At 37.0% G+C, this 18,527-nt stretch carries 17 protein-coding genes, 1 pseudogene and 2 riboswitches; of the genes and pseudogenes, 8 read left to right on the top strand and 10 right to left on the bottom strand.

Annotated features, from left to right (window positions below):
* The first annotated feature begins 202 nt into the window (after positions 1-202).
* Together ACQKIH_RS18530 and ACQKIH_RS18525 are read left to right on the top strand one after the other, a co-directional pair.
* Positions 203-544, top strand: a complete 342-nt coding sequence (locus tag ACQKIH_RS18530; RefSeq protein WP_057988433.1) for a P-II family nitrogen regulator — start codon at positions 203-205, stop codon at positions 542-544.
* Between the two features lie 14 nt (positions 545-558).
* Positions 559-1,854 (top strand): ammonium transporter, encoded by a 1,296-nt coding sequence (locus ACQKIH_RS18525; RefSeq protein ID WP_427768193.1) that lies wholly within the window; start codon positions 559-561, stop codon positions 1,852-1,854.
* A gap of 62 nt (positions 1,855-1,916) precedes the next feature.
* On the opposite strand, the gene ACQKIH_RS18520 is transcribed toward ACQKIH_RS18525, so the two are convergent.
* From ACQKIH_RS18520 to ACQKIH_RS18505, 4 genes are all read right to left on the bottom strand, one after another.
* Positions 1,917-3,227: a nucleobase:cation symporter-2 family protein gene (locus tag ACQKIH_RS18520; protein ID WP_427768192.1), complete on the bottom strand. Its 1,311-nt coding sequence runs from the start codon at positions 3,225-3,227 to the stop codon at positions 1,917-1,919.
* 54 nt (positions 3,228-3,281) lie between these two features.
* Complete coding sequence (locus ACQKIH_RS18515) at positions 3,282-3,854, bottom strand: xanthine phosphoribosyltransferase (protein WP_427768191.1); 573 nt, start codon at positions 3,852-3,854, stop codon at positions 3,282-3,284.
* Between the two features lie 162 nt (positions 3,855-4,016).
* Positions 4,017-4,118: riboswitch (purine riboswitch) on the bottom strand.
* A gap of 193 nt (positions 4,119-4,311) precedes the next feature.
* A complete protein-coding gene (locus ACQKIH_RS18510; RefSeq protein WP_427768190.1) occupies positions 4,312-5,001 on the bottom strand; it encodes an RNA 2'-phosphotransferase in 690 nt (229 codons plus the stop codon).
* Positions 5,002-5,211: 210 nt separating this feature from the next.
* Positions 5,212-6,672 carry an amino acid permease gene (locus tag ACQKIH_RS18505; protein ID WP_427768189.1) on the bottom strand — a complete coding sequence of 487 codons (1,461 nt, stop codon included), beginning with the start codon at positions 6,670-6,672 and terminating at the stop codon, positions 5,212-5,214.
* Positions 6,673-6,768: 96 nt separating this feature from the next.
* A riboswitch (Lysine riboswitch) is annotated at positions 6,769-6,948 on the bottom strand.
* 161 nt (positions 6,949-7,109) lie between these two features.
* Between ACQKIH_RS18505 and ACQKIH_RS18500 the strand changes: the two genes are divergently transcribed.
* Positions 7,110-8,309 (top strand): CynX/NimT family MFS transporter, encoded by a 1,200-nt coding sequence (locus tag ACQKIH_RS18500; RefSeq protein ID WP_427768188.1) that lies wholly within the window; start codon positions 7,110-7,112, stop codon positions 8,307-8,309.
* Positions 8,310-8,375: 66 nt separating this feature from the next.
* On the top strand, positions 8,376-8,927 hold the full coding sequence (locus ACQKIH_RS18495) for a restriction endonuclease (RefSeq protein ID WP_427768187.1): 552 nt from the start codon (positions 8,376-8,378) through the stop codon (positions 8,925-8,927).
* A gap of 46 nt (positions 8,928-8,973) precedes the next feature.
* Here the strand turns inward: ACQKIH_RS18495 and ACQKIH_RS18490 are convergent, their stop codons facing one another.
* The 4 genes from ACQKIH_RS18490 to ACQKIH_RS18475 all read right to left on the bottom strand — a co-directional run bounded on the left by ACQKIH_RS18490 (position 8,974) and on the right by ACQKIH_RS18475 (position 13,444).
* Entirely contained in the window at positions 8,974-10,017 is a 1,044-nt protein-coding gene (locus tag ACQKIH_RS18490; RefSeq protein ID WP_427768186.1) for a nitric oxide synthase oxygenase, read from the bottom strand.
* 245 nt (positions 10,018-10,262) lie between these two features.
* Positions 10,263-10,988: a DUF4097 family beta strand repeat-containing protein gene (locus ACQKIH_RS18485; RefSeq protein WP_427768185.1), complete on the bottom strand. Its 726-nt coding sequence runs from the start codon at positions 10,986-10,988 to the stop codon at positions 10,263-10,265.
* Complete coding sequence (locus ACQKIH_RS18480) at positions 10,978-12,582, bottom strand: hypothetical protein (RefSeq protein WP_427768183.1); 1,605 nt, start codon at positions 12,580-12,582, stop codon at positions 10,978-10,980. Before ACQKIH_RS18480 ends, ACQKIH_RS18485 begins: the two co-directional genes overlap by 11 nt.
* The gene (locus tag ACQKIH_RS18475) at positions 12,569-13,444 is read right to left on the bottom strand and encodes an ABC transporter ATP-binding protein (RefSeq protein WP_427768182.1); all 876 of its coding nucleotides are present in this window, start codon (positions 13,442-13,444) and stop codon (positions 12,569-12,571) included. Before ACQKIH_RS18475 ends, ACQKIH_RS18480 begins: the two co-directional genes overlap by 14 nt.
* Positions 13,445-13,614: 170 nt before the next feature.
* On the opposite strand from ACQKIH_RS18475, the gene ACQKIH_RS18470 reads away from it, so the two are divergent.
* Together ACQKIH_RS18470 and ACQKIH_RS18465 are read left to right on the top strand one after the other, a co-directional pair.
* A complete protein-coding gene (locus ACQKIH_RS18470; protein ID WP_427768181.1) occupies positions 13,615-14,328 on the top strand; it encodes a response regulator transcription factor in 714 nt (237 codons plus the stop codon).
* Positions 14,329-14,383: 55 nt separating this feature from the next.
* The gene (locus ACQKIH_RS18465) at positions 14,384-15,418 is read left to right on the top strand and encodes a sensor histidine kinase (protein WP_427768180.1); all 1,035 of its coding nucleotides are present in this window, start codon (positions 14,384-14,386) and stop codon (positions 15,416-15,418) included.
* A gap of 38 nt (positions 15,419-15,456) precedes the next feature.
* On the opposite strand, the gene ACQKIH_RS18460 is transcribed toward ACQKIH_RS18465, so the two are convergent.
* Both ACQKIH_RS18460 and ACQKIH_RS18455 read right to left on the bottom strand, forming a co-directional pair.
* Complete coding sequence (locus ACQKIH_RS18460) at positions 15,457-16,977, bottom strand: DUF4179 domain-containing protein (RefSeq protein ID WP_427768179.1); 1,521 nt, start codon at positions 16,975-16,977, stop codon at positions 15,457-15,459.
* Positions 16,955-17,515, bottom strand: a pseudogene (locus ACQKIH_RS18455) (RNA polymerase sigma factor). The gene ACQKIH_RS18460 and the pseudogene ACQKIH_RS18455 overlap by 23 nt, the downstream one beginning before the upstream one ends.
* A 262-nt stretch (positions 17,516-17,777) precedes the next feature.
* Between ACQKIH_RS18455 and ACQKIH_RS18450 the strand changes: the two are divergent.
* On the top strand, positions 17,778-18,365 hold the full coding sequence (locus tag ACQKIH_RS18450; protein WP_057988409.1) for an accessory gene regulator ArgB-like protein: 588 nt from the start codon (positions 17,778-17,780) through the stop codon (positions 18,363-18,365).
* The gene (locus tag ACQKIH_RS18445) at positions 18,340-18,510 is read left to right on the top strand and encodes an AgrD family cyclic lactone autoinducer peptide (RefSeq protein ID WP_152982994.1); all 171 of its coding nucleotides are present in this window, start codon (positions 18,340-18,342) and stop codon (positions 18,508-18,510) included. The genes ACQKIH_RS18450 and ACQKIH_RS18445 overlap by 26 nt, the downstream gene beginning before the upstream one ends.
* Positions 18,511-18,527: the final 17 nt, after the last annotated feature.

Genomic DNA, 18,527 nt, shown 5'->3' with positions numbered 1-18,527 from the left:
CAGAAAATTTAGAACTGTTCACATTTTAGACATATATTTTAGTACCGCTTTCATTCCCTTTACAAAAGCTTTTCTAAGAAACTACTACGGAATCCGAAAAATTCTATGTTACATCTTCTAACATGAAGGTAAAGAAAAGCATTGCGCACTTTACCAAGCAGCTTTAACATTTAAATTAAATTAACGTAAGGAGCTGGTGCTGATGAAGAAAATAGAGGCAATCATTCGTCAAGAAGTTTTTGGTCTTGTTCGTGACGGACTTGCAGAGATTGGAATTTCAGGGTTAAGTATTTCCGAAATTGCTGGATGCGGTCGTCAATTAGGGCGCACAGGTTTATTCCGTGGAAATACGTATGAAATTGAGTTTTTACCAAAGCTAAAATTAGAAATGGTCGTTGATGACGAAAAGGTAGAAGCTATTGTGGAAGTCCTATTACGTGATGCAGCAACCGGTAAAGTTGGGGACGGCAAAATTTTTATTTATCCTGTAGAACAGGCCATTCGTATTCGTACGAAAGAAGTCGGATCGATTGCAGTAGAATAGAGGAGGCGATAGGTATGGAGGAAGTTATGTTATCTGTTAATTTAGTGTGGGTTATGCTCGGGACAATTTTAGTGTTCTTTATGCACGCAGGATTTGCAATGGTGGAGGCAGGCTTCACACGCTCAAAAAATGCCGTCAACATTATTATGAAAAACTTCATTACAATTTCACTCGGTGGTATCGTTTATTTCTTATGTGGCTATGCCATTATGTTTGGTGATACTGCTGGTGGCTTTATCGGAACAAGTGGCTTTGCTTTAAATGGGGTTGAGGATATTGGCTTTTTTATCTTCCAAGCTATGTTTGCAGCAACAGGCGCTACAATTCTATCAGGTGCCGTTGCAGAACGTACGAATATTATGGCCTATATAGGTGTTGTTGTTTTAATGACATTATTCGTTTATCCCGTGGTCGGTCATTGGATTTGGAGTGGTAGTGGCTGGTTAACTAATATTGGTTTTGTAGACTTTGCAGGCTCAACAGTTGTGCATTTAACTGGTGCCGTAGCAGCATTTGTAGCCGCTATTATGATTGGTCCTCGTCTTGGAAAATATGGTGATGGTAAAGTCAATGTTATTAAAGGGCACAGTATTCCTCTTGGGGCATTAGGTGTCTTCATTCTTTGGTTAGGTTGGTTTGGCTTCAATGGTGCTTCCACTTTAGCAGCGGATCCTGCAACCGTTCCTGGCGTTATTGCAAACACATTTTTTGCTGCTGCTGCTGGTGTGGTGGCAACAGCTTTCTACACAAAATTCCGTTATGGTCATATTGACGGCTCTCTAACACTAAATGGCGCATTAGCTGGTTTAGTAGGAATTACAGCTGGGGCAGCAAATGTCAGTATTGTCGGTGCTATTTGTATCGGTGCTATTGCAGCTCCATTGTTAGTTGAAGGTGTTCGATTTATTGAATGGAAACTTAAAGTAGATGATCCAGTAGGTGCAGTAGCAGTACACGGTATTTGTGGTATTTGGGGTACACTTGCAGTTGGACTTTTTGACATCGGTGGTAAAGGCTTATTCTATGGCGGGGGCATTAGTTTACTAGGTGTGCAAGCGATTGGCGTATTAGCAATTATCGCTTGGGTGAGCGTGACTGTTACGGGTGGTCTATTCTTTATTAAACTATTTGTGCCACTTCGCGTATCGAAAGAAGAAGAAATTGCTGGTCTTGACGTAATTGAACACGGTACGCCAGCTTATGAGTATCAAGAAATTTTCAAAAGCTCAGCATTGCGTAACGAAACTTTTGCACAACGTTTAACACATATCGGTAAATCTCAAAGCGTACAAGAAGAACATATTTCATAATCAATAATAAAAAGGAATGGTCTCACGAGATGTTGAGACCATTCCTTTTATAAAGGTTTCTATTAATCTATATGCATCGGATCTTTACGTTTCGGTCCAATCATATTAAATAAAATGTTAAGTAAAATCGCTGTAATCGAACCAGCCACAATACCGTTTGAAGTAATAACAGTCAATATTTCTGCTAACCATGCTGGTAAACCATTTGTAATATTTCCAAAAACGCCTGGTACACTTGCAACACCAACACCTAAACTAACTGCAATCGCTGCGACCATCGTATTTTCCATCGATTTTGCAATTTCAGGTGCTAGCATGCGAATCCCTTGCGTAATAACCATACCAAACATGGCTAACATCGCTGCCCCAAGAACTGGCGTCGGGATGATTGTTGTGATTGCTGCTAATTTCGGAAGGAAACCAAGTGCTACAAGCATACCTCCTGTAATGTAAATTACTTTACGATCACGTACACCCGACATTTGCGTTAAACCAACGTTTTGAGAAAATGTCGTATAAGGGAATGCGTTGAAAATACCACCAATAATCGATGCTATACCTTCTGCACGGTACCCTTTTGCTAAATCTTTTGAGGTTAATGGTTTTTTACAAATATCACTCAATGCATAGTAAACACCTGTAGATTCTACTAATGAAACCATCGCAACTAATGTCATTGTTACAATAGCAGATGCGTTAAACGTAGGTGTCGCTAAGTAAAATGGTTGCATAATGTGCAACCAAGAAGCTTCTACTACTGGTGTAAAGTCAACTTTGTTCATGATTATACCAAGCACTGTACCTGCTACCATTCCTAGTAAAATAGAGATTGCGCGAACAAACCCAACAGTAAAACGGTATACAACTAAAATAATAATCAATGTAATAAAGGCAAGTGCTACGTTTGAGCCAGATGCAAAATCAGGAGCACCTTGTCCGCCACCCATATTGTTGATGGCTACTGGGATTAAGCTAATTCCGATAATCGTTACAACCGAACCTGTTACAACTGGCGGGAAAAACGGAATTAATCTACCGAATAATCCACCGATAATAACAATGATTACACCTGATGCGATAATCGCGCCGTACACATCGCCTAAACCACCCGTACTTCCAATCGCAATAATTGGACTTACCGCAGTAAATGTACAACCTAATACAACAGGTAAACCAATTCCGCTAAAGCGACCTTTCCATACTTGTAGCAATGTTGCTACACCGCACATAAAAATATCAATCGCGACTAAATACGTCATTTGAGCAGGGGTAAAGTTAAGTGCCCCACCGATAATTAACGGCACTAAAATCGCACCTGCATACATGGCAAGTAAATGTTGAATACCAAGCATTGTAGCTTTTGTGTTATTCATAAAAACGGTTTCCCCCAATTTATGTGTACTCTTGATGAGTAATTATCAAGTGATCTAGTCGAAAAACTCTACTTTACCATTAGCTAAGGATTTAATATTAGCTAATGATTCGATACGTAAACCTTGCTCTCGTAAAATTTTACCGCCACCTTGGAATCCTTTTTCAATAACAATCCCTGCACCAACAATTGTTGCGCCAGCTTGATTTGCAATGTCTACTAAACCTTTTAACGCCTCGCCATTTGCCAAGAAATCGTCAATAATGATGACCGTATCATCTGCTGATAAAAACTTTTGTGAAACCGAAATTTCATTTGTTTCGTTCTTAGTAAATGAATGTACTTTCGATGTATATAAATTATCTGTAAGCGTTAGTGATTTGCGTTTTCGTGCAAATACGACTGGTGCGCCTAATGTTAATCCTAAAAATGTCGCTGGTGCGATACCTGAAGACTCGATCGTTAATACTTTTGTAATCACTTGATCTGCATAACGATTCGCAAACTCTTCCCCGACTTCCTTCATTAAAAGTGGGTCAATTTGATGATTTAAAAATGAATCTACTTTTAAGACAACATCTGATAGTACTTGTCCTTCTTGTTCAATCTTTTCTTTTAAGCGTTGCATATAAATACGTCCTCCTTTTATTTTCAAAACATTTTCTAGATACAAAAAAACTCGATAAACCTGTCTCCATGTAATAAGTGGAGCAAGTCTTTCGAGTAAAATTCAAAAGAAATAACAGATGTATCGCGCAATAATTCTAAGTGAATAATCGGACAATTCATTCGTTAATCATGCTTCACTCATAGTCGATTTGTTTATGGTAAATCGGTAGAAACTCGCAAGCCTTATCCTCGCTATTATATGAGTAAAGTTATTTAATTGTCTTCAAGCATTCATCTTCTAAATCTATCGTTCAAGGTGAATGCCTGCTATATAATTTAATTAAGTCCTGTGAATGTTCCAATTATAATCATCTCATTTTGGAAAAGCAATAAAACTAAAATAAAAAAATTATTCTTATTATTCGGAAATATGGTGTTTTTTACTTTTACAACAAGCTCAATGTTCGGATTTCACCCTATTTTTCTAAAATTTTACGGATTTCATTTTTAAATTCTTCAAACTTCAGCCCGTCTTTTCCAAAGTAAGACATGCTACGCGTTGCAAAAATATGCACCTTTTTACCGTTTAGATCACGCATTTCTGCAAATGGCCCTTCTACTTCTAAATGTTGCACCTTTGTTATTGTAGGATTGTAAATTACTAGATGTTCTGCATACATCGCTTTAAATTGATTCAATGCAGCTGTCCCTTGAAGTACAATAATTTCTGGTTGCAGCTCATTAAATAGCTCTTCAAATATAACTTGCCCGCGTGCAAAAGCTTCTGGGTTTTCCTTTTTTACTAACTTTAAATCATCGGCATTTTCCACTTGATACGCATTTAAAGATGTATAAACGGTCGTTTCATCTAATTCGTTTTGCAGCCATTTAGCAAAGTGTAACGATCCTTTAAATTCACGCGGTGCATGTTTGATTTCATTGAAAAATAAATCTTCCAATAAATCGGTATTCACTAATGCATCAGCAAATAACTTTTCGCCGCTTGGTATCACCTTAAATAACGGCATGGCATTCGAACCGACTAAAAACACACGTGATTTGTACGGATTTCCATCTATTATAAATGGTCGGTATAGCACTTCACTTTTTTCCGCATCCATTAGCCAGTTGTAAATTTTTTTATAAAACCCCGTTGAAACAGTCACCCTTCTTCACTTCCTTCACTTTCTATTATCGTCAATAGCCTGCTGGTAGCAACGCTATGTTTAGTTCCTTCATTATATTCTAATAATACCATCTCGATTTAACTTTTGGCATAAGCAGAATAAAAAAAGCAAAACCTCAAATAAATGAGATTTTGCTTTCCTAATCAATTACGCCGGGGCACAAACTTGATTCAGCTTTACTGAATCAAGTTAGTACTTATTTGTTAAATCACAATCCATTAATGGCACGACTTTCGTTTTGTGCTTCCATTTATAACCGACCCACAGTGCTACGAATAAAGGGATACCAATATATGATACTAAAACGCCGTACCAGTCGATTGTGCCACCCATGAACGCCATGTAATTTTGTCCTAAAATAACAATCGTACATAGAGCAAACGCGAATAATGGACCAAATGGGAAAAATTTCGATACATAAGGCAAATCGCTTAGTGAGTGCCCTTGCGCAACGTATGCTCGGCGGAAACGATAATGACTTATTGCAATTCCTAGCCATGCAATAAATCCGGACAGTCCCGATGCGTTTAATAACCAAATATAAACAACACCATCACCAAAGAATGAAGCTAAAAATGATACGCAACCTACAGCCATTGTCGCGATTAACGCATACACTGGAATGCCGCGTGTATTCACTTTTGCAAAAAACTTCGGCGCTTTTCCATCGACTGCTAATTGGAATAACATACGGCTTGCTGCATATAAACCAGAGTTTCCGGCAGATAGCATCGCTGTTAAAATAATCGCATTCATCACGGATGCCGCGAATGCAAAGCCTAAGTTTTCAAATACTAATGTAAATGGACTTGTCGCAATATCTTCTGATAGTAAACGTGAATCCGTATACGGAATTAATAAACCAATTGCACCAATTGCAAAAATGTAGAACAGTAAAATACGCCAAAATACTGAACGTACCGCCTTTGGAATATTTTTTGCTGGATCATCTGTTTCACCAGCTGTTACACCAAGCATCTCTGTCCCTTGGAACGAGAAACCTGCCGCTAAGAAAATACCGAATATTGCTAGGAAACCACCATTAAACGGTGCATCTCCAACGAAGAAGTTTTTAAAGCCTACCGGATCATTGCCACCTAAAATTCCAAAAATCATCAGGAAGCTGACAATAATAAATACAATCACGGTTACTACTTTAATCATCGAAAACCAATATTCACTTTCACCATACGCTTTAACTGACATTAAGTTAAATGATAGAACAACGACAATAAATAAGATTGTCCATGTAATCGATGAACTATTTGGGAACCAATATTTCATAATTAACGATACAGCTGCGATTTCTGCTGCAATCGTAATTGCCCAGTTGTACCAATAGTTCCAACCTAATGCAAAGCCTAGTGCCGGGTCAACAAATTTCGTTGCATACGTACTGAACGAACCAGAAGTTGGCATATACGCGGCCATTTCACCTAAGCTCGTCATTAAAAAGTACACCATCACACCAATTAATGCGTAGGCAAGTAATGCACCACCAGGACCTGCTTGTGCAATTGCACCACCAGAAGCTAAAAAGAGCCCTGTCCCAATTGTTCCCCCTAAAGAAATCATCGTAATGTGACGACTTTTCAAGCTTCTTTTTAATTGATTTTTATTACCAAGTTGATCGATTTTTATCTCACTCATGAAAAATTCTCCTTTTTGTTTCGTTTGTATAGAGTTAAATGAAGATAAAAAGCCGCCACAAGTTTTTGTGACGGCTTTATTTAACACCAGACAAACTTGAAAGATAGCTCAACACATGTTTACACATGTGACAGTTCTGTTCCTTTCGGAGACAGCCCCAGCATCATCTTTTGAGAATCAAAATGACACTTCGGCAATCATTCCTTTCATATAGTTTCACCGATTTTCTCAATCTCCGCTATACTAATATTAATGCTTGCGACCTCTACCTCATTTTGACATGAGGTAATGTAATATTTAATTTCAATAACGATTCAAATTCTAGCATACCATTTTTTTGATAGCAACCGATTCGAACTTTTCTTTCTTTTTAGATTATTCGTACAATTAGTGGTGTCTGGTATAATGGGTTTTATTCAAGAACAGGAGCGTGGAAAATGAATTCCAAACTAGATACAAACACAAACAAAAACTTACTATCTAATAAATCTATTTGGCTATTTACACTAGCTATTATTTTTTTTGCGACAACACTCCGAACACCTTTAACAGTCGTTGGACCCATCATATCCTTTATACGAGATGGACTCGGCATTTCTAACGTTCTCGCTGGTTTTTTAACAACCATACCGTTACTTGCTTTTGCGGTGGTATCACCTTTTGCCGCTCGTATCGCTCGGAAATTTGGCATGGAATGGACACTGTTTTATTCAGTCATTATTTTATGTGCAGGTGTTTTACTACGTTCAGTTGGTTCGACTGCACTACTTATTTTAGGGACAATTCTAATCGGGGTTGCTATCGCTTTCGGAAACGTGCTCATCCCTAGTTACTTCAAGCTAAAATTCCCGCTTCATATTGGCATATTAACGGGGATTTATTCCGTGTCGATGAATATTTCTGCCGGTCTTGCTGCAGGTGTTAGCTATCCGATTGCATCAGGTTTTGGCTGGCAGTCTGCACTTGGCTTTTCACTTATTTTAGGAATATTAACATTACTTTTTTGGCTTCCTTTATTGAAAGACCACAAAGTAGAAATGAAATTTGCCAGCTCGGACGCACCGAAAAAGAAAATGTGGAAATCCCCTCTTGCCTGGGCAATTGCCGCAACGATGGGCTTACAATCGTTCATTTTTTATAGCTCAAGCGCTTGGCTACCGGACATTTTCATTAGTCAGGGAATGAGTGCACAAGATGCTGGCTGGATGGGCTCTATCATGCAACTTGCGCAAATTCCATTAACATTTATCATTCCCATTATTGCTGGAAAACTTTCATCACAACGTCCGATTGTACTCTTCTTTTCACTTTGTTATGTGATTGGGTTTACTGGTGTATTAATGGAGTGGACGAGCTTGGCCGTATTATGGATGGTGTTTTTAGGTTTTGCAGGCGGTTCTTCATTTGGCCTTGTCCTTATGTTTTTCACATTGCGAACAGAAACAGCCTTCGAAGCTGCTGATTTATCAGGCTTTGCGCAATCTGTCGGTTATTTAATCGCAGCAATTGGACCTGTTTTATTCGGCTTTGTTCATGATGCGACAAATAGTTGGACAATCCCGATTGCATTATTTTTAATCGCTTCCGCACTATTATTTATTGCTTCCTTTATAAGCGCGAAAAAGCAATTTATCTAAAGCAAACGTATGTGCTCATTTATGGTATACTCTACTTACATTAAAACTTAAAGGAGTATATTGAAGTTGCGTAAACGTAATCGACGAAGAAAGAAAAGAATGCCTAATTTTACATTGGTCATGATCATCCTGGCAGGTGCGGCTGGCTGGTATTTTAGCGAAACATTGCAAGGTATCGGCATTGGGATTGCTCTTTACTTTGTATTATTAATCGCTTTTAAAATTTGGTGGAGATCGCGAAAAACAGCAAAGCTACGCAAATCCGGCATCCGTGAAGTTGATGTGATGAGCGGTGAAGATTTCGAACGTTTTTTAGGTGAGTTATTTAAACGCCGCGGCTTTAAGGTGCGCTACACAGCGACAAGCGGGGATTATGGTGCAGACTTAATCTTAAACGATGGTAAAGAAATCATTGCTGTACAGGCAAAGCGCTATTCTAGTTCCGTTGGTGTGAAAGCAGTACAGGAAATTATCGGTGCTGTCAAAATGTACAATGCGACTGAAGCTTGGGTTGTGACAAATAGCCATTTTACAAAGCAGGCAAAAAAACTGGCCGATATTAATGGCGTTTATTTAATTGATCGCGATGAATTAATTGATATTATTTTGAATAAATGACGCAAGTAACCCCCTTATTCCTTTGATGGATGAGGGGGATTTTTGTTTATTTATAAGGAAGTTGCTGATAAAAATAATTCGGCTTCTTCGTTTTATTAGGTATCGGTTGATGATAAATAGACGTTGTCGCAGGTGACAGTGGTGGAATGAGCCACGTCCAGTTCCCTGTTACTTCGCGCTGTTCTTTTTGCTCCTGCTGTTGAAACAATTCAAACTGTTGCGCCGCAGTATGATGATCGACAATGCTCACACCTGCTTTTTTATAGGAATGCAACACCGCTACATTTAATTCTACGAGTGCACGGTCCTTCCAAAGTGATGCATTCAAAGTCGTTTCAATCCCCATTTGCTGTGCGACTTTTGGCAAGAAATGATAGCGCGCTTCATCAGCTAAATTACGCGCGCCAATTTCCGTGCCCATATACCAGCCATTAAACGGTGCTGCTTGAAAATCAATTCCACCAATATTAAAGCGCATACTCGAAATAATCGGAACGGCATACCATTTCATTTGTAAGCTCGAAAAATCATAGTGTGGATGCTCGATTTGCACTTCGACTACATCGTCTTTCGGAATTTCAAAAAATTTCGGTGGGTGGTCATCTAATTGAATGACAAGTGGTAACACATCATAATTTGTCCGTGCTCCGCGCCACCCGAGTGCTTCACATGTTTTTGTAAAAGCGAGTGAATCTGAATCACCTAGCACACCATCCGCCGTTTCATAGCCGGCATAGCGAATGAGCTGATGATTCCAAATATGTACCCGATTTTGCGCAAAAATCGAAATAACTGGACGAATTTTCCCACTATTCGTAGCAAAGGAAATATGCTCCAGTAATGCAGCAAAAATCGCTTCCTCATCCAATAAATGACGTTGATCCAACACCGTTAAGCTATTCCAAAATAATCGACCAATGCACTTATTACTATTGCGCCAAGCAACACGCGCACCAAAAGTTAATTCTTCTGTTGTAAAACTGAATTGTGGGTCCACCGCTTGAATGAGACGGCGTTCTAGCCACTCTTCCGTTTGCTGCGTTTCTTTTTTATATAAAGTTAAAAATGAGTTTAATTCTTGTATGTTCATATTGTGTCCCCCTACTTCTTTCATTTTGTATTGTTTTTGAAACAAACACAATGAAAGCCCTTCCACAACAAAGATGTATTTTATATATATGACTAAAAGTGTTCAAATTCATAGCCATACAATTTAGTCAGCTATCTATTTAGAATACTCCACAACAGAAAACGAAAGGAATTTATGTTCTTTTCTGGGGGTATCCATCTTTAATAAAAGATGGGTTCTTTAGTTCAATTTATATAGCAAATATTTTAGTGAATATTAATATTCCCCGTTATACTATTTAGCTGTAAAAAATCCTCTTCTGTCTCAAGTCCCTCTTGTAGTATATAGCCAGCATTCTGTGATTTAATACTAGCAGCTGGAAATAAGGCGGTTGTTATTTTCCCTGACTTTGTTTCCGCAGTTATAGCTTGTGGTTTTTCTAAAAACTGTACATTAATATGGCCAGAATTAGTCTTTATGTTGCTATGCCCGATTGAATCTCCAATCGATGCTACTTCAACGTTACCCGATTCATTAACAATCGTAAATTGATCAGTTAGTCGTTTAACAGTAATTTCCCCTGATATCGACGTTGCTTTTAAGCTAGATAAACCAATGTCCTCTACATGTATTTCCCCAGAATCTGTATTTGCGATTAGCCTAAGCAATGCACTTGTTGGTATATCTATTAGTATTTCTCCATTCTTTAAATTTACAATTCCGTTCCCTGTACCGTCTGATACAATACGTAAAGTATCGCCTGAAATCGTAGTATCTACCTTCATTTTTTCAGAAGTTTGCACTGTGACCTCACTATTTTCAGATGCAACAAATACGATATTTGAAGCATTTGTTTGAACTTCAATCGTATTAATATTGTCGATATTATACTGCGTCGATGTTTTTGAATCTTCCTTAGTTATCACAAAGCCGATCAATATAACAGTGGAGATAATTACCGCACCTATAATACCTAATAGTTTATATTTCATCCCATATCCCATCCTTTTCTTTTCTTTTCTTTTCTTTTCTTTTCTTTTCTTTTCTTTTCTTTTGTAAAATAACTACGCTACCCATTAAAAATATAGAAATAATAAAATACTGTAACGAATGATTTGTAGAAAGCCCTGCGAAATCTAAATATGGGATTTGATTAACTGGTCCCATATACCATAGTAAAAGATAAATTGATTCAAAGACCCTTCTTGATTTAGTGAAATAGCCTAGCGTAATCGCCAATGTCACAATAAACATAATCCCAATTACATAAGCAATCCCCGCACGAGTATCCCCAGCTAAACTAAGTCGTAAAACAAATCCGAACGAATAAATGAGCGTGATAAATAGACCAGAAAGCCATGTAATAAAATATTTTATTGATGCATTAAACGTGGACAGTATTAACTGTTCCGTTCGATTAGTAGTGTCTACCGTACCCATTTTTGACCAAATAGCAAGTGGGAATAACATGAATAACGGTGACCAACTTATTAAAATATTCATTGGTAAGGCAAAACTTAAAATAATAGAAATAATTAAAATCCCATATAGCCATTTAGAATACCCTCTCAGTAAGACCTTCCACTCACCAATAATCAATCGAGCATAGTAGATTGATTGCTCGAACTGTACTGGTGATAATACCCGCGCATCTACTTGCTTTCTTGTTAATTCAATTACTTCCTGCTTTTTAGGACCAGATGTAAGTTGCCTTTGCTTTTGAAAACGATTAAACGATACTATCGCTAACAAAATATTACATACTGCAATGAATCCCCAAAGAAAAACACTTATCAACATTTCCTTTGTCCATACAATCCCTTCCCATGTGAATGTTAAGACATTCGCTACTGGGTAATAGCCAAAACTTCCCCCACTGTCACTATCCTTTAAAAACGGGAATACTTGGGCCGCATCATTGACCATGTTTGACAAAATTGTATTTAATCCAAATAAATCGAGCAGTACATTTGAAAATGAAATCGATAATACACTAATTGCTATCCACATGCAGAAAAAAATAACGTTTCCTAAAGTACCTTTTAGCCACCCAATCACATCAAAAACAATCGTAAGAGAAGCCAAAAGAAATAAAGATGGAAGGGTCAGACAAAAGTAGGGCATCAAATAATCTCCCCATATAATGTCTGTGTCCTCTGCTCTAATAATTTGCATAAACATAAACGAAAACAGCAATGATGCGCTAATGATGACCAATATAATAAAATTTGCCAAAACCTTTGTCCAAATGTATGCGCTCTTTGTAATTGGCGAAGTCGCAATGAACGGTGCTACACGTAGCTGCTCATCCTTACTAATGGTTCCTCTTAAAAAGTAAAAACCGAATAACCATAATAGCAAATTGCTGACCATGGCAAGCATGCCCCCGAGCCAGGCTGAGTTATAAACCCCTCGTACTCCACCAATGTAAAACACTTCATAATGTCGGTCAGCACTTGGAATGAATAAGTAACTTAAAAAAGTGTTAAACCAATGATTAAAAAAAACGTATAAGACCTCGTTTGTGTAAGTAAATGCCCTTTCGCAATCAGTACGGAATTCATAATTATTTTCATATCCGCTCAACCTTCTTTACTACGTGATACAAGTACGCATCCTCTAAAGAAGACTCCACTATTATCGCATCTTGCAAGGGCTTATGTTCATTAACAATACGAACATGTAAGCCATCACTACGGTGTGCCATTGAGCTTACTATAAATTTCTTTTGCACTTCCGCTAGAGTGCTTGAAGGAATGACACTTTGCCAAACCTTATTTTCAACTTGTTGGATTAACGCTTCTGGTGTTGCCTGAACTTGCAAATCGCCTTTCACAAGTATCGCTATATTAGTAGCCAAACTTTCAATATCAGATACAATATGTGTAGATAAAATAATAATTCTATTTGTTGAAAGTGATGCTAGTAGATTTCTAAAATTAATGCGTTCTTGTGGATCTAGGCCAACTGTTGGCTCATCGACAATTAATAACATCGGATCATTCAATAAAGACTGTGCGATTCCAACCCGTTGCTTCATTCCCCCAGAGAAACTACCAATCATCCGGTTTCGATGCTGTTCAAGATTCAATAACTCCAGTAGTTCGAGAATGCGTATTTTAGCTGATTTAGCTGTTAGACCTTTCATTACCGCCATATACTCTAAAAATTCTATCGGTGTCATGTTCGGATAAATCCCAAAATCTTGTGGCAAATAGCCTAATTGCTTACGTATCTGTTTTGGTGACTTCGTTATATCCAATTCATTAACATAGATTTTTCCAGCAGACGGCCTTTCAATAGTGGCAAGCATTTTCATTAAAGTTGATTTTCCAGCACCATTCGGACCTAGTAACCCAAATACCCCATTAGTTAACTCAAGATTTAACTCCTTAATGGCTACATGCTGACCATATTTCCGACTTACATTATGAATTGATATTTTCATTTTCCTTCCTCCATTCAATACGCCGTTTAGCAACTTACAATAAGCATAGAAAATGAAAGTAAAATTTAAGTAAACTGTAATTAAACTTCAGGGAATATTTTTATGGAAATTAATGATGAGAATTATGATACGCTATAATTAAATATCTACAATTTGATGGTGGTGAAAAAATGGAGGACAGTCGAATTTTATTAGTAGACGATGAAGAAGGAATCTTAACGTTACTGAAAATTACATTAATGAAGGAACACTTTTTAAATATAACAACAGCTACATCAGGTATGGATGCACTGTCATTAGTAAAACAGCAATCATATGATATTATTTTGCTCGATGTCATGTTAGGGGATTGTAATGGTTTTGATCTTTGTCAGGAAATACGCAAGCATTCATTGGCACCTATTATTTTCGTTACAGCGCGCTCAACCGATTACGATAAACTTCTTGGCCTAGGTATTGGGGGTGATGATTATATTACAAAACCATTTAACCCGCTCGAAGTTGTTGCACGCATAAATTCGATACTCAGACGTCAAAAGCTTTATGAAACAAAATCATCGCTACCCGAAATTTATCAATTTCCAACTATTTTTTTCGATCCGACACAAGCGCTATTAAAAGTACATGATGAAGTTGTCATATGTACTGCAAAAGAAATTGAGCTTATGACATTTTTCTTTAAACATCCAAATCAGCTTTTTACTTCATCTCAGCTATATGAGCGTGTATGGGGAGAACAATTTTGGGGAGATGAAAAAACGGTTGCGATGCATATTTCCAAAATTAGAAGAAAACTAGGGGATCACTCAAAAAATCCAACAATCATCGTCAATATGCGTGGGTTAGGTTATAAGTTCATTCCACCGATTAAAAGGGATTTATAATATGGTTCTTTTCATAATTTATTTTCTTTTGGGAATTATCTTCTGGGTATGTACAATGACAATTGCCATGGCAGTGACTATAGAAATACTCTTACCTTTCCTTGGTTTTACGGAAGACAACCCATATGCAACGCTAACCGTTATTATCGTATTTACATTACAAATCGTTACTTGTAGTTCCCTTTTTGCATGGTATTTTGCTAGCCCTCTATGGTCCATTCAAAAATGGATTCAACATTTAACAACCAGTGAATTTGATAAAGACATCTTTGATCGGAAAATTTATAACAAGAACGGGAAAATCAAACTAAGGTATTTAATTTATAAAAATATTATTGTCGATTTAGGTGTGCTTCATGATAATTTACAAGCAACAGAGCAGCATCGCAAGAAAATTGATGAAGCAAAACTAGATTGGATTGCAGGTATTTCCCACGATTTAAAAACACCATTAACTTATATTAATGGCTATTCTACATTACTGCTCAACCCTTCTTATGAATGGTCAACCGAAGAACAGCAAACATTTATAGGTGAAATTGCAGATAAGGGGCAGCATATCGAAGAGTTAATTAACGATTTACAGCATGTCGCTTTAATCGATTCACCAGAACAAACAGTACCTATTTTCTTTAAAACGGAAGATATCGTTACATTTATTCAAGGTGTACTAGAGGATTTTAAAATGGACCCACGCTATCACGACACTCAAATTATTTTTGAAGCCGAGATAGAAATGTTAAACATACAGTTCGACCCAGTGCTATTACAAAGAGCCATCCAGAATATTTTAGTGAATACTATCGTACATAATCCACCTAAAACAACGATTACCTTTTTCATATCACAACTAAGCTCAAATGAAATTGTATTAAAAATCGATGATGATGGAATAGGGATGGATAAAGAAACGATTGATCAACTTTTCACAAAATATTATCGGGGTACTACTACAACAAGTAAAAGTAGTGGTACAGGTTTAGGTTTAGCTATTGCCTATCGCTTTATCCAAGCCCATAATGGACGAATCCAGGTAAAAAGTACATTAAATAGTGGCACTACTTTCTTAATTTACTTACAAAAAAATTAAAAGACATAGCTCTCATTTTTTTAAGAGCTACGTCTTTTTTATTCATAAAGCGGAATACGCCAAGGTTCTTCCAACGGATTAAACTTCACAACTTTCGTCAGGTGAAGCGTAAATTCCTCGTCTAAAGAATCCACCCCATATACGAGCAAACGGTCTCCACTATTATAAATCGTATACAACTCACCCTTGGAATTCTCTAAAACCCAGCTATCCAGCTCCTCTTTTATTTTTTCTCGGTCATAGTCAATCGTTATTTCTACATAACGTTCTCGCAGTAAAAATGGCCATTCCATTCGCCATCCTGTTTTCGTCACTTTCCCCATGGACTTAACCGTTATCGGCTCACCGTTAAATACAAGCAATGGTTTGTCTTTCTCCTTATTTTTCAAATCTGGAGGATAAATTTTTACAGATTCCTCAACCATTTCATGATTTAAAAAACCTGCTACAACAATAGATGGTTTTTCTGCTTTTATCGGGACAAACATTTCCTTTTGGCTAAATTGTTGTTGATCATCTGAAGTGGAACCAAATCCTGAAATGGCTCCTTGACCGTTATCAAAATAAAAGCTATACGGGAAATTCGTTGCAAGTAGCGCACCATTTTCATCTTCAATTGTATAAGCCACTTCTACTTTTGGTTGCCCATGTTCTTTTGCCGATAATTTCGTTTCTTTTAACGGCTCTGTAAAGGCGGTTGTATAACTAATTTCCGTTGCGGATGGCGAAAATCGCACTTTTTCAAATGTAACACTTACATTTTGTTGTGCATACGTTGCGTTTTGTAAATCAAGCTCTGTCATGGAGGCTAATGCTTTTTCGATTGGGATCGGAATGTCCATATCCCAAGTTCCCTCTTTGCCATTAATGTCTCGGATTTGCCATTTTAATATAACGTCTTCCGAAACATTTGGTGTCCTCATTTCGAAAAGGCCAATATCCCCTTCTTTGTAGTGCCACGAACCGTAATCTTCTTGCGGCAATTCCTCATTCGATTTATTCATAAATTTCATGTTATTCTTTTCATTCCAATTTTCAATATGCGGATTTTTTACCTTGCCATTTTTATCGATGACTTGGTACGTGAAGGCAATTCGTGTTGTATCTGCCATCACCTCATTAATTCGGACAGTTAGCCCGTTGTCCGTCGCTTCATAATTCACGTCCTCAACAAAACCAAGCATTTCTGCCTCATGAAAGCCTGAATCTACCTGCTCTGTTGCAAAGAAACTGGTAATTAATTGCGCAAAGCTCGGACTGACCGCTGTTAAAATACCAACGGACAAAACCGCTGCCGCCGCGACACCTGATCCTACTTTCCAAAAAGCTCGTTTTTTCTTATACGGCTTCACTTGTGCTAAAATTTTCTCTTCAAAATCATCTGGTAATGTTGGAGCTTGAAGTGTGTCTTTTATAAATTGTTCTTCTCCTTCAAATAACGCAACAATTTGCTGACAACTCACACATTGTTTTAGGTGTTCTTCAACATTTTTCTGTTCCTCTTGATTTAATAATTGATCCACATATTGCGATAGCTTATCCACGCTCGGACAATTCATAATATTCGCCTCCCTCTTTTACTTGTTGGCGCATTTTTTTCTTTGAACGATGCAATTTGTTGCGCACATCCGATACTGAAATGCGCAGCAACTCACTAATTTCTTCATAGGTGCATTCATTGTTATAGCGTAGTAATAAAATCATTCGTTCCTGCTCGGATAATTGGCTCAACAATCGTTCTAATTGCCGCTCCCTTTCCCTTTTCAAATACACCACTTCAGGATGATTTTTTCCAACGAGCTGTTCATCTTCAATTGGTTCATTTTTATATTGGTACTATTTTTTTCGTAGTTCATCAACACAATGGTTAATTGCTACGCGGTATAACCAGCTTTTAAATGAACCAGTAGCTTTATAGTGCGCTAGCTGTTCATAAATTTTTATAAATGATTCCTGTACAAGGTCCTGAGCGAGCTGTGCATCATATGTCATGCGTAAAATCGTGGCATAAAGTGGATTTTTATATGTTTGAATAATTTCAGCAAAGGCACTTTTGTCCCCTGCTAATACTTTTTTAATAATTACTTGATCGTCCATCATTTTCCCTCCTTCATTAACTATAACGGGTTGACGAGCGATATCATTTCACTATGTATGGATGTTTTTTTCGAAAATATATGGTTGCCTATGAAAAACGGACTAATTACCCCCATTTTTCTAACGCTTATTATAAAAAAACGAACGATAATGACAAACGAAAACTTTATATGTAATATAATGATATAATTGTACTAACAAAAATGATTTTTTTGGATATATGGTTAGTCTTAAATCACTATTTCGTGGGGAGGGATACTATATGAATAGACTAGAAACCACCCTATTTAACTTTTTAAATCAAGAACATTATTCATTCCTTGAACGAGAAAAGTTGAAGTTTGGCGTTCAAATCATTCTATCTGAACTTTACAAGTTACTATTCATCTATATAATTGCCTTTTTATTAAATTGTATTGTTCCAACTTTAATTATTCATATTACCTTCTTTCTTTTACGACAAGTGTGTTTAGGCTACCATTTCCATAGTTTATATACATGTCTTATTTGGAGCGCGATTTCATTTCCTGGAGCAGCTTATTATTTAGCTAATTTAAATATAAATTTTCCATTAACTTATTTATACATAGGCATGGGTATCCTTGTGGCAATCACCTTTACACTTGCACCAAAAGGAACAGTAAACCAGCCTATCATTAATCAAAAACACCGAAGTTATTTACGTAAAAAAATAAAGATTCGATTACTTCTCGTAATTGTGGTGTTTTATTTTAGTCCATTAGAAATAAAAGCTTTCATTGCTTATGGTATATTTATAGAAGTCATTATGTTGATTGTACAAACATTAAAGGAGAGATTCGAAAATGAAAAAAGAGAAGAAATTAAGTAACTTAACGTTTTTTGTATCAAAAATGGCAGCAGTTTTAGTGGCAGTAGGTGGTTCAGCAACAGTTACAGGATGTACGTCAATATTTCATGAAAAAAAGGTTCCAAATGAGTTGCTAGAAAAACATCCATTTGCATCAAAAGAATAACTTAAGGCGGAGTAACA

The sequence above is a fragment of the Solibacillus cecembensis genome, assembly GCF_050272495.1.
GTDB classification, from domain to species: domain Bacteria; phylum Bacillota; class Bacilli; order Bacillales_A; family Planococcaceae; genus Solibacillus; species Solibacillus cecembensis.
The sequence above is the reverse complement of the archived record's forward strand: the minus strand, read 5'-3'. Positions and strand labels throughout refer to the sequence as shown.